General features: G+C 69.6%; 19 protein-coding genes. 7 read left to right on the top strand and 12 right to left on the bottom strand.

Going from position 1 to position 19,224, the window contains the following annotated elements; translation table 11 throughout:
* Window positions 1-6 precede the first annotated feature (6 nt).
* The 3 genes from AC3ENO_RS10970 to AC3ENO_RS10960 form a co-directional block, all read right to left on the bottom strand.
* Complete coding sequence (locus AC3ENO_RS10970; RefSeq protein ID WP_434970653.1) at window positions 7-849, bottom strand: SURF1 family protein; 843 nt, start codon at window positions 847-849, stop codon at window positions 7-9.
* Window positions 846-1,964: a GuaB3 family IMP dehydrogenase-related protein gene (locus AC3ENO_RS10965; protein ID WP_434970709.1), complete on the bottom strand. Its 1,119-nt coding sequence runs from the start codon at window positions 1,962-1,964 to the stop codon at window positions 846-848. Before AC3ENO_RS10965 ends, AC3ENO_RS10970 begins: the two co-directional genes overlap by 4 nt.
* 166 nt (window positions 1,965-2,130) lie before the next feature.
* Complete coding sequence (locus AC3ENO_RS10960; RefSeq protein WP_434970652.1) at window positions 2,131-2,742, bottom strand: TetR/AcrR family transcriptional regulator; 612 nt, start codon at window positions 2,740-2,742, stop codon at window positions 2,131-2,133.
* Between the two features lie 67 nt (window positions 2,743-2,809).
* Between AC3ENO_RS10960 and AC3ENO_RS10955 the strand changes: the two genes are divergently transcribed.
* Window positions 2,810-4,300, top strand: a complete 1,491-nt coding sequence (locus tag AC3ENO_RS10955) for a DHA2 family efflux MFS transporter permease subunit (protein WP_434970651.1) — start codon at window positions 2,810-2,812, stop codon at window positions 4,298-4,300.
* 6 nt (window positions 4,301-4,306) lie between these two features.
* On the opposite strand, the gene fdhD is transcribed toward AC3ENO_RS10955, so the two are convergent.
* Entirely contained in the window at window positions 4,307-5,185 is an 879-nt protein-coding gene (gene fdhD, locus AC3ENO_RS10950) for a formate dehydrogenase accessory sulfurtransferase FdhD (RefSeq protein WP_434970650.1), read from the bottom strand.
* Between the two features lie 216 nt (window positions 5,186-5,401).
* Between fdhD and AC3ENO_RS10945 the strand changes: the two genes are divergently transcribed.
* The 4 genes from AC3ENO_RS10945 to moaA are packed head-to-tail and all read left to right on the top strand — an operon-like array spanning window position 5,402 to window position 9,889.
* Complete coding sequence (locus AC3ENO_RS10945) at window positions 5,402-7,762, top strand: FdhF/YdeP family oxidoreductase (RefSeq protein WP_434970649.1); 2,361 nt, start codon at window positions 5,402-5,404, stop codon at window positions 7,760-7,762.
* Window positions 7,759-8,316, top strand: coding sequence for a MogA/MoaB family molybdenum cofactor biosynthesis protein (locus tag AC3ENO_RS10940; RefSeq protein WP_434970648.1), 558 nt, complete (start codon window positions 7,759-7,761; stop codon window positions 8,314-8,316). The genes AC3ENO_RS10945 and AC3ENO_RS10940 overlap by 4 nt, the downstream gene beginning before the upstream one ends.
* The gene (locus AC3ENO_RS10935; protein ID WP_434970647.1) at window positions 8,316-8,774 is read left to right on the top strand and encodes a molybdenum cofactor biosynthesis protein MoaE; all 459 of its coding nucleotides are present in this window, start codon (window positions 8,316-8,318) and stop codon (window positions 8,772-8,774) included. Before AC3ENO_RS10940 ends, AC3ENO_RS10935 begins: the two co-directional genes overlap by 1 nt.
* The gene (gene moaA, locus AC3ENO_RS10930) at window positions 8,771-9,889 is read left to right on the top strand and encodes a GTP 3',8-cyclase MoaA (RefSeq protein WP_434970646.1); all 1,119 of its coding nucleotides are present in this window, start codon (window positions 8,771-8,773) and stop codon (window positions 9,887-9,889) included. The genes AC3ENO_RS10935 and moaA overlap by 4 nt, the downstream gene beginning before the upstream one ends.
* A gap of 189 nt (window positions 9,890-10,078) precedes the next feature.
* Here moaA and AC3ENO_RS10925 read toward each other — a convergent pair whose 3' ends face one another.
* The 8 genes from AC3ENO_RS10925 to guaB form a co-directional block, all read right to left on the bottom strand.
* On the bottom strand, window positions 10,079-10,312 hold the full coding sequence (locus AC3ENO_RS10925; RefSeq protein ID WP_434970645.1) for a MoaD/ThiS family protein: 234 nt from the start codon (window positions 10,310-10,312) through the stop codon (window positions 10,079-10,081).
* On the bottom strand, window positions 10,312-11,358 hold the full coding sequence (locus tag AC3ENO_RS10920; protein WP_434970644.1) for a DUF6457 domain-containing protein: 1,047 nt from the start codon (window positions 11,356-11,358) through the stop codon (window positions 10,312-10,314). The genes AC3ENO_RS10925 and AC3ENO_RS10920 overlap by 1 nt, the downstream gene beginning before the upstream one ends.
* Window positions 11,355-11,825, bottom strand: a complete 471-nt coding sequence (gene moaC, locus AC3ENO_RS10915) for a cyclic pyranopterin monophosphate synthase MoaC (RefSeq protein ID WP_434970643.1) — start codon at window positions 11,823-11,825, stop codon at window positions 11,355-11,357. The genes AC3ENO_RS10920 and moaC overlap by 4 nt, the downstream gene beginning before the upstream one ends.
* A complete protein-coding gene (locus tag AC3ENO_RS10910; protein WP_434970642.1) occupies window positions 11,822-13,045 on the bottom strand; it encodes a molybdopterin molybdotransferase MoeA in 1,224 nt (407 codons plus the stop codon). The genes moaC and AC3ENO_RS10910 overlap by 4 nt, the downstream gene beginning before the upstream one ends.
* A complete protein-coding gene (locus AC3ENO_RS10905) occupies window positions 13,042-13,836 on the bottom strand; it encodes a HesA/MoeB/ThiF family protein (RefSeq protein WP_434970641.1) in 795 nt (264 codons plus the stop codon). Before AC3ENO_RS10905 ends, AC3ENO_RS10910 begins: the two co-directional genes overlap by 4 nt.
* Before the next feature lie 47 nt (window positions 13,837-13,883).
* Window positions 13,884-14,162 (bottom strand): DUF2277 domain-containing protein, encoded by a 279-nt coding sequence (locus tag AC3ENO_RS10900; RefSeq protein ID WP_434970640.1) that lies wholly within the window; start codon window positions 14,160-14,162, stop codon window positions 13,884-13,886.
* 162 nt (window positions 14,163-14,324) lie between these two features.
* Entirely contained in the window at window positions 14,325-14,972 is a 648-nt protein-coding gene (locus tag AC3ENO_RS10895; protein ID WP_434970639.1) for a hypothetical protein, read from the bottom strand.
* A gap of 225 nt (window positions 14,973-15,197) precedes the next feature.
* On the bottom strand, window positions 15,198-16,700 hold the full coding sequence (gene guaB / locus AC3ENO_RS10890) for an IMP dehydrogenase (RefSeq protein WP_434970638.1): 1,503 nt from the start codon (window positions 16,698-16,700) through the stop codon (window positions 15,198-15,200).
* Between the two features lie 237 nt (window positions 16,701-16,937).
* Here guaB and AC3ENO_RS10885 point away from each other — a divergent pair, with 237 nt between their 5' ends.
* Together AC3ENO_RS10885 and AC3ENO_RS10880 are read left to right on the top strand one after the other, a co-directional pair.
* Window positions 16,938-18,227: a branched-chain amino acid ABC transporter permease gene (locus tag AC3ENO_RS10885; RefSeq protein ID WP_434970637.1), complete on the top strand. Its 1,290-nt coding sequence runs from the start codon at window positions 16,938-16,940 to the stop codon at window positions 18,225-18,227.
* A 13-nt stretch (window positions 18,228-18,240) separates the two neighbouring features.
* Window positions 18,241-19,221 (top strand): branched-chain amino acid ABC transporter permease, encoded by a 981-nt coding sequence (locus AC3ENO_RS10880; protein ID WP_434970636.1) that lies wholly within the window; start codon window positions 18,241-18,243, stop codon window positions 19,219-19,221.
* The last annotated feature ends 3 nt before the right edge of the window (window positions 19,222-19,224 follow it).

Here is a 19,224-nt window from a genome sequence, read left to right as displayed (position 1 = left end):
CCCATTCTAGTCGCCGGTTGCGGTCACGCTTCCCGACCCGGATGCGTCCGCCACGGCATCCTCGAACTCTTCGACCTCTTTCTCCCACGCGTCCTTGGCGAGGCGATACCAGAAGTAGAAGGCGAAGCCGGCGAAGACCACCCACTCGGCGGCGTAGAAGATGTTGAGCCAGTTCACGGTCGAGCCGGCGTTCGGCGCCGGTGAGACGATGTCGACCAAACCGCCGGACGCGGACTGCGACGCGACGTACGGGCGATACACGTCCAGTCCCGCCGTATCGTGCCACTGCGACAGGAGCGCCGCAGGCGACATCCGGATCATCGTGAGCGGCGGCTCCCCGCGCGGCGGCGGAAGCGGCCCCTCATCGGAGATCAATCGCCCCACGATCGTGACCGGCTCCCCCGCGGCGGCTAGCGCTTCCAGCGCCTGGGCGGCGGATTCGGCATCCGTGAGAGTCGGCGCCCAGCCGACAGCGACGGCAACGGATGTGGGGGCCGCCGCATCAGCAAGGCGCAGCTGGCCTGTAACCCAGTACCCTTCGACCCCATCGTTGAACCGCGACGAGACGATGAGAAAGTCGCCGGGCACCCAGCGACCGGTCACCTCGACGCGCTGACCGACCAGGGGTTCGGGAAGATACTCGCCGGGGGACGCGACCTCCGCGAGGGGACGAACCTGCTCGGTGGCCCCGGGAGGCAGCGGGTCGGTGTCGATGGCGCGGGCGAGTTGCCACTGCCCGAGCCAGGCGAAGACGCCCGCGACCACCAGCGCGAAGAGAAGGACCCCGATCCAGCGGGGGCGGAGCATGACCTCCCGCAGGGTCGGCGGAAAGGAGATCTGGTCTGTCATCCGCCCGTGTACGGCGCGACGACCACCTCGACCCGCTGGAACTCCTTGAGGTCCGAGTACCCGGTGGTGGCCATCGACTTCTTCAACGCGCCGATGAGGTTGGCCGTCCCGTCGGCGACCGGCGCCGGGCCGTACAGCACGGACTCGAGGTTCGTGACCTGCTGGACCTTGACGCGGCGACCGCGGGGCAGCTTGGGATGGTGGGCCTCAGGACCCCAGTGATAGCCGCGGCCCGGCGCATCCGTCGCCCGCGACAGCGCGACGCCGAGCATGACCGCGTCGGCGCCCATCGCGAGCGCCTTGACGATGTCGCCCGATGTCCCGACGCCGCCGTCGGCGATGACGTGGACGTAGCGTCCCCCCGATTCGTCGAGGTAGTCGCGACGGGCGCCGGCGACGTCGGCCACAGCCGTGGCCATCGGCGCATGGATGCCGAGCACACCGCGCGTCGTGGAGGCAGCCCCGCCGCCGAAGCCGACGAGGACGCCCGCCGCACCGGTGCGCATGAGGTGAAGCGCGGCGGTGTAGGTCGCCGCACCTCCGACGATGACGGGAACGTCGAGGTCGTAGATGAACTTCTTCAGGTTCAGCGGTTCGTCGACGCTCGAGACGTGCTCGGCCGAGACGGTCGTGCCCCGGATGACGAAGAGGTCGACGCCCGCGGCGACGACGGTCTCGTAGAGCTGCTGCGTGCGCTGCGGCGTCAGGGCGCCCGCGACCGTCACGCCCGCGTCCCGGATCTCCTGCAGGCGGTCGCGCACGAGTTCGGGCTTGATCGGCTCGGCGTACATCTCCTGCATCCGACGAGTCGCCGTGGCCTCATCGAGGGAGGCGATCTCCGCCAGCAACGGATCGGGGTCGTCGTACCGGGTCCACAGCCCCTCGAGGTCGAGCACCCCCAGGCCACCGAGCTGACCGAGCATGATCGCGGTGCGCGGACTCACAACGGAGTCCATCGGGGCACCGAGCACCGGGATGTCGAACTGGAACGCATCGATCGACCATGCCGTCGAGACATCCTCGGGGTTGCGGGTGCGGCGCGACGGGACGACGGCGATGTCGTCGAACGAGTACGCGCGGCGGGCGCGCTTGGCGCGTCCGATCTCCATCTCCATGGTCACGCGCCCCAGCCTACCGTCGGGCTGTAATGATCCCGCGCGTGATCCCAGCCCGCACCGAACCCACACCTTTCTATCCCAGCCCACACGCGATGCGCGCCGGATCGCGTGGGTTCGCGGCGAAAGGTGCGGGTTCGGCGATCGGAAAGTCGGCAGTCGGCACTCACCACGGTTCGTCTCCGCGGGGGGCCACGTCGCGCACCGCCCGCATCGTCGTCGGGAAGCAGGTTTCGAACAGTTCACGGATGCCGCCATCCGCGTCGACGTGGTCGATCAGGCGAAGCCCGATCATGGTGTTGATCAGCATCCCCTCCGCGAGGAAAGACTGCGCCGTATCGGGGTCGAAGCCCGCCTCGTCGCGAAGGAAACGCCAGACCCGCACGAACCCCTCGCGTGCGGCGGGCCCGATGACGGGGTGCCCGCCGAGGAGAAAGGCGTGCGAAAGCGTCTGGTGCAGCCCCCTCACCTGCAGCAGCTCGAGATACGCCGCACCCATGCGTTCCTGCACCGGCGCGTCGCTGTGCGTCGAGGCCAGTTCGGCGCGGAACCCTTCGAGCAGCCGCTCGAGGGCATCGTGCAGTACGGCAAGGAAGAGCGACTCCTTCGTGCCGAAGAGCCGGACGACGTAGGGCTGACTCACACCGGCCGCGCGCGCCACCTCATCCGTCGTCGCCCCCTCGTACCCGCGAGCGCCGAAGACCGCGTGCGCCGCGAGGAGGATGTCCGCGCGACGTTCTTCGGAGCTCATGCGCCGTTGCGTGGTGTGCTGACTCACGCTTGACAGGTTATCAGTCGATTACTACATTCCAAGTAATCATCCGATTACAACCCTGGAGGCATTCGTGTCCACCGCCCTCGATTCCGCCGCCCGGCACAGTGGCATCGGCCCCGGATCGCGGCCGCGCGCGTTCGGGCTCGTCGTGGCTGCGACATCCGTCCCGATGTTCATGGCGACCCTCGACAACCTGGTGATGACCAATGCGCTCCCCGTGCTGCACCGCGACCTCGGCGCGAGCGTCGAGGAACTCCAGTGGTTCGTCAACGCCTACACACTTGCGTTCGCGGGCACGATCCTGCTGGCATCCGCGCTCGGCGACCGTTTCGGACGACGCACCGTCTTCGCGCTGGGAATCGCGGTCTTCGGAATCGGATCCGTTCTCGCAGCGCTGAGCGCCGACCCGTCCCAGCTCATCGTGGCGCGCACCGTGCAGGGCATCGGCGGCGCGGGGATCTTCCCACTCTCGCTGGCACTCCTGTCGGGCGGAGTGAGCCCCGAGCGCCGGCCGTTGGCGATCGGCATCTGGGGCGGCGTGTCGGGGCTGGGTGTGGCTGTCGGACCGCTCGTCGGCGGCGCCATCATGGAGGGCTGGAACTGGCAGGCGATCTTCTGGCTGAACGTGCCGATCGCGATCATCGCGATCCCGTTCGCCCTGTGGGCGCTGCGCAACGATCGCGGCGCGCGCGTGCGCCTCGACCTGGTCGGGACGGCGCTCATCGCCCCGAGCGTCGTGCTTCTCGTGCACGCGATCGTCCGCGGCAACGACGACGGGTGGGCATCGTTCGGCGTCATCGCCGAACTGGTCGCCGGCGCTGCCCTGCTCGCGGGATTCGTCGGATGGCAAGCGCGCACCGCCGCTCCCCTGGTCCCACTGCGGCTGTTCCGCGACCGCAGCTTCACGGTCACCAACATCGCCGGCTTCGGGTTCAGTTTCGGCACGTTCGGCGCGATCTTCCTGCTCATCCAGTACATGCAGGTCGTCCAGGGCGCGTCCCCGTGGGAGGCCGCCCTCCGCACGACGCCGTGGACCCTTGCCCCGATGGTGGTCGCACCGCTGGCGGGCATGCTCGCCCCTCGCGTCGGGACGCGCATCCTGATGGTCCTCGGTCTCGTCCTGCAGGCGACAGCGTTGCTCTGGCTCGGCGTCATCATCGATCTCGACACCCCGTACGCCGCCATGGTCGTGCCGTTCGTGATCGCGGGGGTGGGGATGGGTCTCGTGTTCGCGCCGTCGGCGACAGCGTTGCTGGCAACCCTCCACCTCGTCGATCACGCGAAGGCGTCGGGCGTCAACTCGACAGTTCGCGAGATCGGACTCGCGCTCGGTACGGCGGTGCTGACCGCCGTCTTCCTCGGTGCCGGCGGCGAACTGGTACCCGACCTGTACGTCACCGCTGCGCGCCCGGCCGTGGTCGTCGGCGGTCTCGTGCTCGTGCTCAGTGCGATCGCTGCACTCTGGCTCCCGGCGGGCCGTGCGGATGCCGCATCCGTCATCGCCTCGAACCCCGCGACCCGCGCCGCACAGGACGGGTCCCGGCGCGCCGTCAGAGCGTAGGCCGGCTCACCGCGCGGCGAGTTCGGCGGCCGTCGGCACGAGGACGCGATCGGGACGGGTGTAGATGGCAAGACTCGTGCCGCGGCTGAAACCGACGAGGGTCATGCCGGATGCCGCGGCCAGGTCCACTGCGAGCGACGACGGCGCGCTGACCGCGGCGAGCACCGGAATACCCGCAAGCCGGGCCTTCTGGACGAGCTCGAACGAGGCCCGCCCCGACACCTGCAGCACCGTTCCCGTCAGCGGCAGGCGATCTTCTCGCACCGCCCAGCCGACGATCTTGTCGACGGCGTTGTGGCGTCCGACATCCTCGCGCAGGCAGAGCAGCTCACCGTCGCTGGTGAACAGCCCGGCCGCGTGGACGCCACCGGTGCGGTCGAACAGCGCCTGCTTCTCGCGCAGCACGTCGGGCAGGCGGGCAAGGACGGCCGCGTCGACACGGATGCCGTCGTCAGCCACCTCGAAACGGGACTGCTTGCCGACAGCCTCGATGGAGGTGGTGCCGCAGATACCGCACGCGGAGGTCGTCGTGGAGTGGCGAGCGTGGGCATCCGTGGGCGGGACGGCACCGGGACCGAGCACGGCGTCGATCACGTTGTAGGTGTTCTCTTCGCGGCGGCCGAACTCGTCGAATCCGGCACAGTACCGCAGCGAGGCGAGTTCGTCGCGCGCGGCGATCACGCCCTCGGAGACGAGAAAACCGGCGACGAGGTCGAAGTCGTCGCCCGGGGTGCGCATGGTCACCGACCAGGACGTTCCATCGATGCGGATCTCGAGCGGCTCCTCGCGGGCGACCACGTCCTCGCGCGTCGAAGTCGTCGCGGCATCCGCCCCGTCGCCCATGCGCACGCGCGTGACCCGGTGGCGTGCCATCCCCGTTGCCATACGAAACCCCTTCGTCCTCTCCCATTGTGCCTGCCGCCGGGGGAACGCGGGGAGACCGACCACCGAGCGATCGACCTCTCCTGAGGTGGGGACCGGATGCCGGGATCGGCGTTAGTCTCGTCAGGAGAGGTCGGCGTGGACCGGCGTGCGCGTCGACCGGCGTCGGCATCGACCGCGCGGCCACTCCCGCCGGAGAGTCCACCCGGAGAATTCACCATGGCAAAGCCCGCCCCCACTGCAGACATCGACGAGTCGAAGGTGCGCGTCTCGCCGCCGGCGACCGAGGCGGTCGGGGTGCCCGCCGTGATGCACGCGCTCGGGATGTCGCTGGAGCAGATGGGCGTCGTGCGCAGCGCCCGCACGCTGCTGCGCGTGAACCAGAAGGACGGGTTCGACTGCCCGGGATGCGCGTGGCCCGAAGAAGACAAGCGACACATCGCCGAGTTCTGCGAGAACGGCGCGAAGGCCGTGGCCGAAGAAGCAACCGTGCGCCGGGTGACGCGGGAGTTCTTCGCGCAGCATTCGGTCGCCGACCTGCTCGAGCACGACGACTACTGGCTCGGCCAGCAGGGACGTCTCGTGGAACCGATGATCCTCGACGAGGGCGCGACGCACTACCGCCCGGCGAGCTGGGACGAGGCGCTCGACCTCATCGCCGACGAGCTGCGCGCCCTGGAGAGCCCCCACGAGGCGATCTTCTACACGTCGGGTCGCACCTCCAACGAGGCCGCATTCCTCTACCAGCTCCTGGTGCGGGGGATCGGCACGAACAACCTGCCCGACTGCTCGAACATGTGCCACGAGTCCAGCGGCGTCGCGCTCTCGCAGACGCTCGGGATCGGCAAAGGCACCGTCTCCATCGAGGACATCCACAACGCGAGCCTCATCATCGTCGCGGGACAGAACCCGGCGACCAACCACCCCCGGATGCTCAGTGCACTCGAGAAGGCCAAACTCAAGGGCGCCACGATCGTCGCGGTCAACCCGCTCCCCGAGGCGGGTCTCATGCGGTTCAAGAACCCGCAGACCCCCCGCGGCGTCATCGGTGACGGCACCCCGATCGCCGACCAGTTCGTCCAGATCCGCATGGGCGGCGATCAGGCGCTGTTCCAGGCCCTTGGCAAGCACCTGCTCGAGGAGCACGACCGGCGCATCGAGGCCGGCGAGCCCGGCATCCTCGACACCGACTTCCTGACGCAGCACACGAGCGACTTCGCCGCCTACGCCGATGGCCTGCAGGCGGCATCCTGGACCGAGTTCGAAACCGCGACGGGGCTCAGCGAGGCACGGATGCGGGAGATCGGCGACCTGGTGATCGCATCGCCCGCGACGATCGTGTGCTGGGCGATGGGTCTGACGCAGCACAAGCATTCGGTCGCGACGCTGCGCGACGTGGTGAACCTGCTCCTCCTGCAGGGCAATGTCGGGCGCCCCGGCGCCGGAGTGTGCCCCGTACGCGGCCACTCCAACGTGCAGGGTGATCGCACAATGGGGATCTACGAGAAGATGCCCGAGCCGTTCCTCGCGGCGCTCGACGCCGAGTTCGGCTTCACCGCGCCCCGCACGCACGGCTACGACACCGTCGAGGCGATCCGCGCCATGCGCGACGGAAAGGCCCGCTTCTTCATGGGAATGGGCGGGAACTTCGTGTCGGCGACCCCCGACACCGCCGTCACCGAGGCTGCCATGCGCAACCTTCGCCTCACTGTCGAGGTCTCGACCAAGCTCAACCGGTCGCACCTGGTGACCGGCGCGCGCGCCGTCATCCTCCCGACGCTCGGCCGGACCGACCGCGACCACCGCGGCGGCATCGACCAGCGGGTCACCGTCGAGGACTCGATGGGTGCCGTGCACGCCTCCCGGGGGCGCCTGAAGCCCCCCGCCGACGACATGCTGTCGGAAGTGGCGATCGTCGCGCGGATCGCCGAGCGCCTGTTCACCGGGCCCAACGCCCTGCCCAACGCGCCGCAGGCGGACTGGAAGGCCATCGAAGCCGACTATGCCCGCGTGCGCGCGCACATCGAAGCGGTCATCCCGGGTTTCGAGGACTATGAGGCGCGCATCGCGAAGGGGCGCACGTTCTTCCTCCCCAACGGCCCCCGCGATGCGCGCCGCTTCACGACCGTGACCGGAACCGCGATCTTCACGGCGAACACCCTCGAGTACCCGCGCATCCCCGAGGGGCATCTGCTCCTGCAGACGCTGCGCAGCCACGACCAGTACAACACCACGATCTACGGGAAGGATGACCGGTACCGCGGTATCCGCGACGGCCGCCGCGTCGTGCTCGTCAACCGTGCGGACGCCGATGCCGCAGGCGTCACCGACGGCGAGATCGTCGACCTCGTGTCGGTCTGGACCGACGGCACCGAGCGCCGCGCCGAGGAGTTCCGCGTCGTGCACTACGACACCCCGGTCGGCAACGCCGCCGCGTACTACCCCGAGACCAACGTCCTCGTGCCGTTGGATTCGACCGCCGACGGGTCGGGAACCCCGACCTCGAAGTCCGTGATCGTCCGCATCGAACGCCGCACAGCGGGCACGCCCGCACTGCGGAACGGGCAGCCAGGATCGTGACAGCCGCTCCGGATGCTGTCACCGACGCGACCGCTGCCGTCGCCCCCCGCTCCGCGCCGATCACAGAGGACGTGAGGGTACGCGCGGCGGTGGTGACGGCATCCGACCGCGCGGCATCGGGCGAGCGCCCCGACACGACCGGCCCCGCCCTCGTTCACCGCCTTGTCGAAGCCGGCTACGTGTGCGACCCCGCGATCGTGGTGGCCGACGGCGAGGAGTCGGTCGGCACCGGCATCCGACGTGCACTCGAGGCGGGAGCCCGCGTGGTCGTGACGACCGGCGGAACCGGCGTCGGGCCGCGCGATCGCACCCCCGAAGCCACGAGGACCGTGATCGACCGGGAGATCCCGGGGATGGCCGAGCTGCTGCGCCGGGAAGGAGCGGCATCCACGCCGATGGCGGCGCTCTCTCGCGGGATCGTCGGCGTCATCGACGGACCCGGTGCCGTGGTCGTGAACCTACCCGGGTCCTCGCGCGGTGCCACCGAAGGCCTCGACACCCTGCTGCCGCTGCTGCCGCACGTGCTCGACCAGCTGACCGGTGGTGATCACTGATGGCCGCCGACGTCGGGGCTGCCGCGGGCACCGTGCGAATCGCTCGGATCAGCGACGAGCCCCTGGACCTGGCGGCGCACATCGCCGCCGTGTCGGGCCCGACGATGGGCGGCATCGCAACCTTCGTGGGAACCGTCCGCGATCATGACCCCGGAGCGCGCGGCGATGTGACGCTGCTGGAGTACTCGGCCCATCCCGACGCCGAGCGGATCCTCGCCGAGCTCGCCGCGGCGTGCGCAGCACAGACGGATGCCGAGTGCACGGTCGCCGTCACGCACCGGGTCGGCAGACTCGAGGTCGGCGCGCTCGCCGTTGTCGTCGCGGTCGCCAGCGCGCACCGCGCGCCCGCGTTCGAGGTGTGCCGGGCGCTCATCGAGCGCATCAAGACCGATCTCCCGATCTGGAAGCGCCAGCACGAGCACGACGGCACCGCGAGCTGGGTGGGACTGGACGTATGAGCGCCGTACCGCTGCCGATGCCCGCGACCCTCGCACGCCCGGAGCCGACGGACGAGGCAGGCAGCGGGCGCGCAACGCGGGGCCCGCGGGCTGGCGCCGGCTCGCGCGGACAGCTGGTCGACAGGTTCGGGCGCGTCCACCGGGATCTGCGTATCTCGCTGACCGACCGGTGCTCCCTGCGGTGCACCTACTGCATGCCTGAGCAGGGTGTGGAGTGGCTCGCCAAGAGCAGCATCCTGACCACCGATGAGATCGTGCGGGTCGCCGAGGTCCTCGCGAGCCTCGGGATCGTCGAGGTGCGCCTGACCGGAGGGGAACCCCTCCTGCGACGGGACATCGTGGACGTGGTCAGACGGATATCGGCGATCGAGGGCGTCTCGGGTCCGCTCGAGGTGTCGATGACGACGAACGGACTGAAGCTCCCCGAGCTGGCGGACCCGCTGCGCGACGCGGGACTGACGCGGGTCAACATCTCGATCGACACCCTGCGGCCAGACCGCTTCGCCGAGCTCACCCGCCGGGATCGGCTCGATGACGTTCTTGACGGCATCCGTGCGGCCCGCCGCGCCGGGTTCTCGCCCCTCAAGCTCAACGCCGTGCCGATGCGCGGGGTCAACGACGACGAACTCGTCGATCTCGTGCAGTTCGCGATCGACAACGGTGCGCAGATGCGTTTCATCGAGCAGATGCCGCTGGATGCCGGACACACCTGGTCACGGACCGAGATGGTGGGCGCCGACGAGATCCTCGACCGCCTCACGCGACGGTTCACCCTCACCCCGATCGGCGAGCGGGGCTCCTCACCGGCGCAGGACTACCTCGTCGATGGGGGGCCGACGACCGTCGGCCTGATCGCGTCGGTGTCGGCGCCGTTCTGCGGCGCGTGCGATCGAGTGCGACTGACCGCCGACGGCCAGCTCCGCAACTGCCTGTTCGCCCGGGAGGAGTCCGACCTGCTTCCGCTGCTGCGCGGGAGCCACGGCCGAGGACCGGCGGATGACGACGCCCTCGCCGACCTGCTGCGACGCTCGATCGCGGGCAAGCGCGCCGGTCACGGCATCGACGACCCCGGCTTTCTGCAGCCCCAGCGCCCCATGAGCGCCATCGGCGGCTGAGCCCCGCATCCTGAGCGGCGGCCCCTGCGCCGTACCCTCTGCCAGTCCCGCGAACCCACACCTTCCTGACCGAACCCACACCTTCCACGCACAGAAACGTGTGGGCTCGGCGCGAGACCAGTGGGTTCGGCGGCCGAGTTGGGCAGAGCGCGCCGACAAGCTCGGGTGGGCCAGGATGTCGAGCGCGGGTCAGCCGCCGGCGAAAGGCGGCAGGATGTCGACGACATCGGATGCCGACAGCGGCATATCGGCATCCGATCGCTCGCCGTTGACGAGCACGGCGCACCGCGGGAGGACGAGCCCGAGGCGTTCGTGATCTGCCACGACGGCAGCACGCAGCGCGTCGAGAGTCGCCTCGGCGCGGATCTCCTCGTCGGCACCCGCGGCCTCAGCAGCACCCGCGAAGTAACGAACTGTCGCCATCAGAGGCCACCTCCGCCACCGCCGGGCCCGCGATCGGCCGGCTGCCCGCTCTCCTCGCGCCCCTCGGCCCACGCCGCGGCGAGGGAGACGATCTCGGCGATCGCGGCTGCCGTGTCGTCGCCGGAACCCCCGGCCCTGCCCGCGACCAGGCCGGCGATGAAGGCGCTCAGCGGCGCCGCGGGACGCGCGACATCATGCGCGACATCTCGCGCGAGATCCAGCACGAGCCCGATCGGCACCTGGTCGGCATCCAACCCGAAGCGGTCCCGAAGCACCGACGACCACTCGTCGAGGGCTTCGGGGGGAAGGGTGCGATCGCTCATGTGCGCTCCTGACGTTCGGGATCGGGCACGGGACAGATCCTGCCATGTGTCGATGTCGGCGGACACCCCGGCGGTGTCCGGAACCTCCGTGAGGCCGAGGGCTCCCACGACCTCACTCATCCGCGCGCCGTGGAGCGAGCCGGCGCCCGGTGCCCCCGCCTGGCGCCGAGCGACCGCGTCGCCGAGCGCGCGCGTTGAGACCAGGGCGCACAGCCACTGCGTGCGGCCGCCGGAGTCCACGAGCACAGCGCCCCCTGCGCCGACATCCGATGACCCCGAAGGAGCCGACCCCGAGCGCCGCGAGGGCCCGGAGTCTACGGATGTGGAGTCTACGGATGCGTCGAGCGCCGCGCCCGCAGCCACGAGCGTGGTCACGGCAGCATCGCCCGCGACGAGGTCGCCCGAGAGGAGCAGGACGCGGTCGGCATCCACGAAGGGAAGCGCCGCCGAGAGCGCCGCCACCGGTCCCCCGCCCGGCGGGTCCTCGCGCACCACGACTGTCCGGTCGCCGTCCACCCGCACGTCGTCGGGAGCTTCTCCGACGATGACGACGGCGCCGTCGCATGCCGCGAGCGCGGCATCCGTCGTGCGTGCCAGAAGCGAGCGCCCGGCCACCGTCAGGGCGGTCTTGGTCACCCCGCCCATCCGGGTTGCGCGCCCGCCCGAGAGGATGATCGCCGCCAGGCGAGCCCGCCGAGCAGGCGTGGGAGTGCCGGAGATCACGCCTGGCGCGTCCACGATCCGGATCTGCCGCCCTCTTTGGCCGTGATGAACGCTTCGGCGATCGTGACGGTGCGGTCGATGCCCTTGACCATGTCGACGATCGAGAGCGCCGCGACCGTGACGGCCGTGAGCGCCTCCATCTCGACGCCCGTGCGGTCGGCGGTGCGAACGGTCGCAGCGATCTGCACTCCCGACTCCTGGATCTGCAGATCCACCACGACCCCGTGCACGCCGATCACGTGTGCCAGCGGCAGGAGCTCGGGGGTGCGCTTGGCAGCCTGGATGCCGGCGATGCGCGCGACCGCAAGCACATCGCCCTTGGGAACGGCGCCGTCGCGCAACGCTGCCACGGTTTCGGCGGCCATCGCCACGAAGGCTCGCGCGGATGCCGCGCGCACCGTCGGCTGCTTCCCCGTGACGTCCACCATGCGGGCGTTGCCGGATTCGTCGAGGTGCGTGAAGCTCATTGCACCAGCATGACATCGACCGCGTCGCCCTCGGCGACCTGTTCGACGGATGCCGGGATGACCGCCCATGCCTCAGCGAGCGCGAGCGCGCCGGCGCGGTGAGAGCCGGACCCGCCGGCGGTCGCGGGACGAACGGTCCACGCTGACGAGTCGGAACGGTCGAGCGCGACGGGCATGAACTGCTCGCGGCCAGGCGGCGTGCGCCACCCCGCGGCGGTACGCAGGCGCATGACGGGACGCAGCACCTCCCGGCGTCCCTGCATCTGCAGCAGCGCCGGCCGCACGAACGCCTCGAACGACACGGCGACGCTCACCGGGTTTCCGGGGAGGCAGAACACCGGGATGCCGCCGCCGACCGTGCCGTACCCCTGCGGCTTGCCCGGCTGCATCGCGACGGTGAGAAACTGCACTCCGGTCGGCTCGAGCACGTCCCGCACCACTTCATACGCGCCCACGCTCGCCCCGCCCGTGAGCACGATCGCGTCCGGACCGTCAGCTTCGACATCGGCGAGCAGGCGCCGCAGCGCCGCCGGGTCGTCACCCACGCGGAGCAGACCCGCGATCTCGGCATCCGCTCCCCGCACGAGGCCGTCCAGGAGAAGTCCGTTGGATTCGGGGATCTGCCCCGGCCCGACCGGCTCGCCGGGCGCGACGAGCTCGTCGCCGCTGGCGATCACGACCACGCGCGGCGCGGGGCGGACAAGAACGGATGCCGCACCCGCCGCGGCGGCCGCGGAACGCTGCAGCGGGCCGAGGCGCTGCCCGGCGGCCACGACGACATCCCCGACAGATACGTCGTCGCCTCGGCGCCGGATGTGGGCACCCGCCGCGGGGGCCGCATCCATACGCACGACGGCACCCGGCGCGACCTCGCGGAACGGTTCGTGGGTCTGCTCGTGGGGCACGATCGCATCGGCGCCGACCGGAAGCGGCGCGCCGGTCATGATCCTCGCCGCTTCGCCAAGCCCGATCTCCACGCTCGGGACCGCGCCCGCCGGAATATCGGCGACGACGGTTCGCGGCGCGGCCCCATCGGCGGAGCGGACCGCGTACCCGTCCATCGCGGAGTTCTCGAACGCGGGTATTTCAAGGGTCGCGACGACGTCCTCGGCGCTCGTGCGCCCCAGAGCCTCTTCGATCGGGAGCCGTCTGGGCGTCAGTGGCGGCGTCGCGGCGAGGATGGCGTCGCGGTGCTCGGCGACGGTGCGCGTGAAGCTCATGCGTGCGAGGGTACGGCAGCTGCCGCGGCGGCACGGACCTCGAGTTCGCGCATCGTTCCCGCGAGAGCGTCGATGACCGCTACCCGCCCCAGGAGGGGCCGACCCACGCCGACGATCAGCTTGATCGCCTCGGAGGCCATGAGGGACCCGGTCTGCATGCAGACGGATGCGAGCACACCGACCTGTGCGCACGTGAAGACCTGCCCGGTCGACCCGGTCGGGAACAGGTCGCTCAGTCGCACCGGCTGGGCACCGGCAGGCGGTGCCGACCAGAAGACGGTGACCTGCGACCAGAACTCCAGCACACTCCCCCAGACCACCGGGATTGCGAGCTCGGCAGCGGCGGCGTCGACGACGTCGCGGGTCTCGAAGGTGTCGGAGCCGTCGAGCACGAGGTCGTAGGCGCCGAGGATCTCCCGCGCGTTGGCGGCGGTGAGGCGCACCGGATGCTCGAGGATGCGCACCTCGGGAGCAAGGCCCCGTGCGCGCGCCGCAGCGCTTTCCGTTTTCGGCTCACCGAGAGTGTCCACGGAGTGGATGATCTGCCGGTGCAGGTTGGTGAGGTCCACGACGTCGTCGTCGATGATGCCGATCGTGCCGACGCCGGCGGCAGCCAGCCCGAGAATGACCGAGGACCCCAGCCCTCCGGCGCCGACGACCGCAACGCGAGCGGCCGCGAGCCGCCGCTGTCCGATATCGCCGATCGCGAAGAGCGCCCGGTGCCGCGCCGTGCGCTCGAGTTCAGCATCCGTCAGCGCATCGACGGGCTCGACGAGAGGGGGAAGTGCCATGCCCCTACGCTAGCCCCGGACGCGCGGGCATGGCCTGGCGCGCGGCGTCAGGCCGCCGAGTACCGGCCCGACGCGATGGCCCGGGCGCGTGCCTTGGCCGCCTCCTCCTCCCGGTTCTTCGGCGGGGTGACGGCGACGAGGTCATCCAGAAGGTGCTGCGTCGCGTGCGCGATCTCGTCGACGGCACGATCGAAGGCTTCCTGGTTGGCCTTCGAGGGCTTTGTGGTCCCGGCGATCTTCCGGACGTACTGCAGCGCCGCCGCACGCACTTCGTCATCGGTCGCGGCGGGCTCGAAGTTGTGAAGAGTGTGGATGTTCCGGCACATGGCCCCGACGATACGCGGCCCCGCCGCATCCGTCTCCCCCTCACCCACTTCTTCCTCCCCTGTCCCCCTCCCGCCCGCACGAACCTCGCAGAATCACGCGAGGTTCGCACAATCCACGCGGCATCCTGCGAAGCTCGCGCAGTTCTGTGGGGTTGGTGCGGGTCAGGAGGCGAGGTGCAGACGTGCCGCGATGGCGCTACGGATGCGGCGCTCGACCGACGGCCAGTCGTGCACGATCTGCACATAGCTCACGCGCAGCACGGTGTACCCGCGGAGCGTGAGCTCCGCCGCCAACTCACGTGCAACCCGCGTGGTCCACCGGATGCGCCGAAGCGACTCGGGCGCGAGACCCTCGACGCGCACCGCCGACTCCCACAGCACGAGCGCCGCATCGTGGGGCACGCACACTGCGATATGCGCGAGTGCGTCCTCGACCGTCGTCGTGAGACTGCGGCCCTGCGGCGCGAGAGGCATCGTCCAGTGCAGACGGCCGAGCCATCCCTCGGGCAGGCGCGCGGACCCGGAGCCGGGAACCAGGTGCAGGTGAGGATGCGGGTCCAGGCCGGGCGGTACCCACCACCCTCGCCGGCGCGCGACGGACACACACGAGATCCGTCCGCCCGCGGTCGCGGCGGTGACCAGATCGGGCGCAGCATCGGGAAGTGTCACCCACGCTCGACGGATGACGCGCGCCGGCCCGTCACGGACGAACCGACGCATCGTCGCCACGGCATACCCCGCACGCAGGATGTCCGCGCGGTGCGCGATGCCCTCCCTGAGCCGCAGCCACTCATCCAGATCTGCCCTCATCCCCGCAGCCTCGCGTGCACCCCGCGCCGGGGACTGCTCTCGGCATCCGTCTGCGCACGAGCGACGGGCCCGCAGCCCTGGGGAGGATCGGAGGGCACGGCTGCCACCGTCGCAGAATCGCACCGACTCCGCAGGATTCCGGGCGAGGGATGCGACCTTCGCGCGATTCTGCGAACTTCGCGGATGCCCGGGGGCTAGGACGGCTGGGGGCTAGGGCTGGGGGGGTCAGCGCTTGTAGTTGGGGGCCTCGACGACGATCTGCACGTCGTGCGGGTGCGACTCCTTGAGACCGGCCGAGGTGATGCGCACGAACTTGCCCTTGGCCTTGAGCTCCTCGACCGTGCGGGCACCGACGTAGAACATCGACTGCCGCAGGCCTCCGACGAGCTGATACGCGACAGCTGCGAGAGGTCCGCGGTAGGCGACCTGACCCTCGATCCCCTCGGGGATGAGCTTGTCGTCGGTGGGGACGTCGGCCTGGAAGTACCGGTCCTTCGAATACGAGGTCTTCTTACCGCGGGTCTGCAGCGCACCGAGCGAACCCATGCCCCGGTACTGCTTGAACTGCTTGCCGCCCTGGAAGACGATCTCGCCCGGCGCCTCGTCGGTACCGGCGAACAGCGACCCGATCATGACGGAGTCCGCGCCGGCGACGAGCGCCTTGGCGATGTCGCCCGAGTACTGCAGGCCACCGTCGGCGATGACCGGTACTCCCGCCTCGCGCGCGGCCAGGTACGCCTCGTAGATCGCGGTGATCTGGGGAACGCCGACGCCCGCGACGATACGCGTCGTGCAGATCGACCCCGGACCGACGCCGACCTTGACGGCATCCACCCCCGCATCGATCAGCGCCTGCGCACCCTCACGGGTCGCGACGTTCCCGCCGATGATGTCGATCGCCGCGAACGACGGGTCGGCCTTGAGCCGGCGGACGATGTCGATGACGCCGGCCGACTGACCGTTGGCGGTGTCGACGACCAGAACGTCCACCCCGGCATCGCGCAACGCCTCGGCCCGCTCCCACGCGTCGCCGAAGAACCCGATCGCAGCCCCCACCCGGAGGCGCCCGTGCTCGTCCTTGGTCGCGAGCGGGTACTTCTCGCTCTTGTCGAAGTCCTTGATCGTGATGAGCCCCGCGAGCTTGCCGTGCTCGTCGATGAGGGGCAGTTTCTCGACGCGGTGCTTGGCGAACGTCGCGATCACGTCGTTCGCGCCGATGCCGACGGGCGCGGTGATCAGACCTTCGCTGGTCATGACATCCTTCACGAGCGTCGTCTTGCGCTCGAAACCGGAGACGAAGCGCATGTCCCGGTTCGTGACGATCCCGGCCAGAGTCCCCTCGGCATCCACGACCGGGAGCCCGGAAATCCGGTAGGTCGCGCACATCGCGTCGACCTCTTCGATCGTCGCATCCGGCGTCGTGGTGACCGGGTCCGAGATCATTCCGGACTCGCTCCGCTTGACGCGATCGACCTGGGCAGCCTGCTCCTCGATCGACAGGTTCCGGTGCAGGATGCCGAGGCCCCCCTCCCGCGCGACGGCGATCGCCATGCGCGCTTCGGTCACCGTGTCCATCGCGCTCGAGATGAGCGGGATCGCCACCGTGATCCGGCGCGTGACCCGTGAAGAGGTGTCAGCCTCGCTCGGGATGACGTCGGTGTGTCCGGGCAGGAGCAGGACGTCGTCATAGGTGAGTCCGACGAATCCGAACGGGTCGTGAGTGTCCATGCTTCTCCTGGGGACGGCGGCCTTTAGAGAATTCTACGTTCGCGCACCCGCGCGCATTCCCCGTCGAGCTCGGCGTCCGGCTCGGCAACGGATTGGGATCGTTCTCACTCGAATATGCCCCGGAAACACCGTGGACACATTACGCTCGTACGGTCGTCTATCACGGTCGAAGCGACTTCCTCGGCCGTTGCCGTCCGGGAGGTCTGAGTGACACATCCGAATGCCCGAGCCAGGACGATGCGCCATCGCCTCGGTTCGCTTCTCGCGCTGGTACTGACCTTCGTCGGCCTCCTCGCCCTGCCCACCGCGGCGATCGCCGCCGACGACGATCCCTACCGCATCAGCGGCAACGTTCAGCTGGAGGGTGAACCGCTCGAGGGCGTCGAGCTGACGGTGGACGGCCCCGGCGGGGAGCAGTCGGTCGAGACGGATGCCGAGGGTCAGTGGTCGGTGGGCGTTCCCGAACGCAACGCGGACTACACCGTGACGCTCAACGAAGACACGCTTCCCGAGGGGATCGCCGTGATCGACGAGACCGGCGAGGACCCGACCCCCAACGTGCGGGAGGTCACGGTCGGGCCCGGTGGACGCGTGACGACGAACTTCTTCATCGGGGAGGGGGAACGCCATACGACGGCCTTCTTCGACCAGTTCATGGAGCGGCTGGTCAACGGCGTCAACTTCGGGCTCATGCTCGCGCTGGCCGCGATCGGTCTGTCCCTGGTCTACGGCACGACCGGCATCTCGAACTTCGCGCACGGTGAGATGGTGACGTTCGGAGCGCTGATGGCGCTGCTGTTCGCCGTGGGGTTGAGTCTGCCGCTCCTGGTCGCGGTCCCCCTGGCGGTGATCGTGTCGGGGGGATTCGGCTACGCGATGGATGCAGGGCTCTGGCGACCCCTCCGTCGAAAAGGCCTGGGCATCGTGCAGTTGATGATCGTCTCGATCGGACTCTCGCTCGCCCTGCGCTACGTCTTCCAGATGTTCATCGGCGGCGGCACGCTGCAGCTGCCGAACCCCCTGTCGGGCGTGATCCCGCTCCCCGGCTCGATCGTGCTGACGTGGATGGACCTGGTGAGCATGCTCATCTCGGTCGTGGTGATCATCATCTTCGCGCTGTGGCTGACGCGCAGCCGCATCGGCCGCGCCACCCGGGCAGTCTCCGACAATCCCTCGCTCGCTGCAGCATCCGGCATCGACGTCGATGCGATCGTTCGGATCGTGTGGGTCCTCGCTGCGGCACTTGCCGGTCTGGCCGGTGTCCTCTGGGCGTACTTCCGCCCGGGCATCAAGTGGGACATGGGCTCGAGCATCCTGCTGCTGCTGTTCGCCGCCGTGGTGCTCGGCGGCCTCGGGACGGCGCTGGGCGCTCTGGTCGGCTCGCTCATCGTCGGCATCCTCGTCGAGACGACGAGCCTGTTCGGGGTTCCCGACGATCTCAAGTACGTGGGCGCGCTGGTCGTCCTGATCCTGATCCTCCTCTTCCGACCGCAGGGCATCCTGGGTCGAACAGAGCGAGTGGGCTGAAGGGGGTACGACGATGGACTTCGGTCAGATTCTGAGCAACACGCTGAGCCAGATCCTCAGCCCCACGACCTTCGGCTTCGCGCTGGCGGCGATCGGCCTGTCGATCCACTTCGGATTCGCGGGCCTGCTCAATATGGGTGTCGCCGGCTTCATGGCCGTCGGCGCCTACGGTTTCGCGATCTCGATCCTCACGTTCGGTCTGCCGTGGTGGCTGGCAGCGTTGGTCGGATTCGTGCTCGCGGCAGTCTTCGCGCTGATCCTCGGCATCCCGACGCTGCGGCTTCGCGGGGACTACCTCGCAATCGTGACGATCGCCGCCGCTGAGGTGGTTCGGCTGCTCTTCCTCTCGACGGCCTACAAGGATGTCACCGGGTCGGCCGACGGTCTGTTCGGCTTCCAGGCCGAGTTCCGGGCATCCAATCCGCTTCCGGAGGGGACATACGGCTTCGGTCCGTGGACCTACACGAGCGATCAGTGGTGGGTCATCATCATCGGGTTGGTGCTGACCGCCATCGCGGTTCTGTTCACCTGGTCGCTCATGCGCAGCCCCTGGGGCCGGGTCATCAAGGGCATCCGTGAGGACGAGGATGCGGTGCGCTCGCTCGGCAAGAACGTCTTCTCGTTCAAGTTGCAGGCGCTCGTGATCGGCGGGATCATCATCGCCGCCGGCGGGATCGTCACCGCGATGGGCACGAACGTGAATCCGAACATCTACGTCACGTCGCAGACGTTCTTCATCTGGACAGCGCTGCTGCTCGGCGGCGCCGCGACGATCTTCGGTCCCGTGCTCGGCGCGGTGCTGTTCTGGGTCGTGCGCGCGCTGCTGTCGAACCTGCTGCCGGCCATGGTGGATGCGGGGCTGTTGCCCTTCCTCTCCCGGGAGCAGGCGCAGCAGCTGGTGTTCGTGCTGATCGGGGTCGCGCTCATGCTGCTGATCATCTTCCGCCCGCAGGGGATCCTCGGGAACAAGAAGGAGTTGAGCTTTGTCCGATGAGCC

The sequence above is a fragment of the Microbacterium sp. bgisy207 genome, assembly GCF_057706855.1.
The sequence above is the reverse complement of the archived record's forward strand: the minus strand, read 5'-3'. Positions and strand labels throughout refer to the sequence as shown.

Bases quoted from the DNA above. Each gene is read 5' to 3' on its own strand.
- AC3ENO_RS10970 (WP_434970653.1), bottom strand. From the start codon at position 849: ATGACAGACCAGATCTCCTTTCCGCCGACCCTGCGGGAGGTCATGCTC.
- AC3ENO_RS10965 (WP_434970709.1), bottom strand. From the start codon at position 1,964: ATGGAGATGGAGATCGGACGCGCCAAGCGCGCCCGCCGCGCGTACTCG.
- fdhD (WP_434970650.1), bottom strand. From the start codon at position 5,185: ATGGCAACGGGGATGGCACGCCACCGGGTCACGCGCGTGCGCATGGGC.
- AC3ENO_RS10945 (WP_434970649.1), top strand. From the start codon at position 5,402: ATGGCAAAGCCCGCCCCCACTGCAGACATCGACGAGTCGAAGGTGCGC.
- AC3ENO_RS10935 (WP_434970647.1), top strand. From the start codon at position 8,316: ATGGCCGCCGACGTCGGGGCTGCCGCGGGCACCGTGCGAATCGCTCGG.
- moaA (WP_434970646.1), top strand. From the start codon at position 8,771: ATGAGCGCCGTACCGCTGCCGATGCCCGCGACCCTCGCACGCCCGGAG.
- AC3ENO_RS10925 (WP_434970645.1), bottom strand. From the start codon at position 10,312: ATGGCGACAGTTCGTTACTTCGCGGGTGCTGCTGAGGCCGCGGGTGCC.
- moaC (WP_434970643.1), bottom strand. From the start codon at position 11,825: ATGAGCTTCACGCACCTCGACGAATCCGGCAACGCCCGCATGGTGGAC.
- AC3ENO_RS10910 (WP_434970642.1), bottom strand. From the start codon at position 13,045: ATGAGCTTCACGCGCACCGTCGCCGAGCACCGCGACGCCATCCTCGCC.
- AC3ENO_RS10905 (WP_434970641.1), bottom strand. From the start codon at position 13,836: ATGGCACTTCCCCCTCTCGTCGAGCCCGTCGATGCGCTGACGGATGCT.
- AC3ENO_RS10900 (WP_434970640.1), bottom strand. From the start codon at position 14,162: ATGTGCCGGAACATCCACACTCTTCACAACTTCGAGCCCGCCGCGACC.
- AC3ENO_RS10895 (WP_434970639.1), bottom strand. From the start codon at position 14,972: ATGAGGGCAGATCTGGATGAGTGGCTGCGGCTCAGGGAGGGCATCGCG.
- guaB (WP_434970638.1), bottom strand. From the start codon at position 16,700: ATGGACACTCACGACCCGTTCGGATTCGTCGGACTCACCTATGACGAC.
- AC3ENO_RS10885 (WP_434970637.1), top strand. From the start codon at position 16,938: ATGCGCCATCGCCTCGGTTCGCTTCTCGCGCTGGTACTGACCTTCGTC.
- AC3ENO_RS10880 (WP_434970636.1), top strand. From the start codon at position 18,241: ATGGACTTCGGTCAGATTCTGAGCAACACGCTGAGCCAGATCCTCAGC.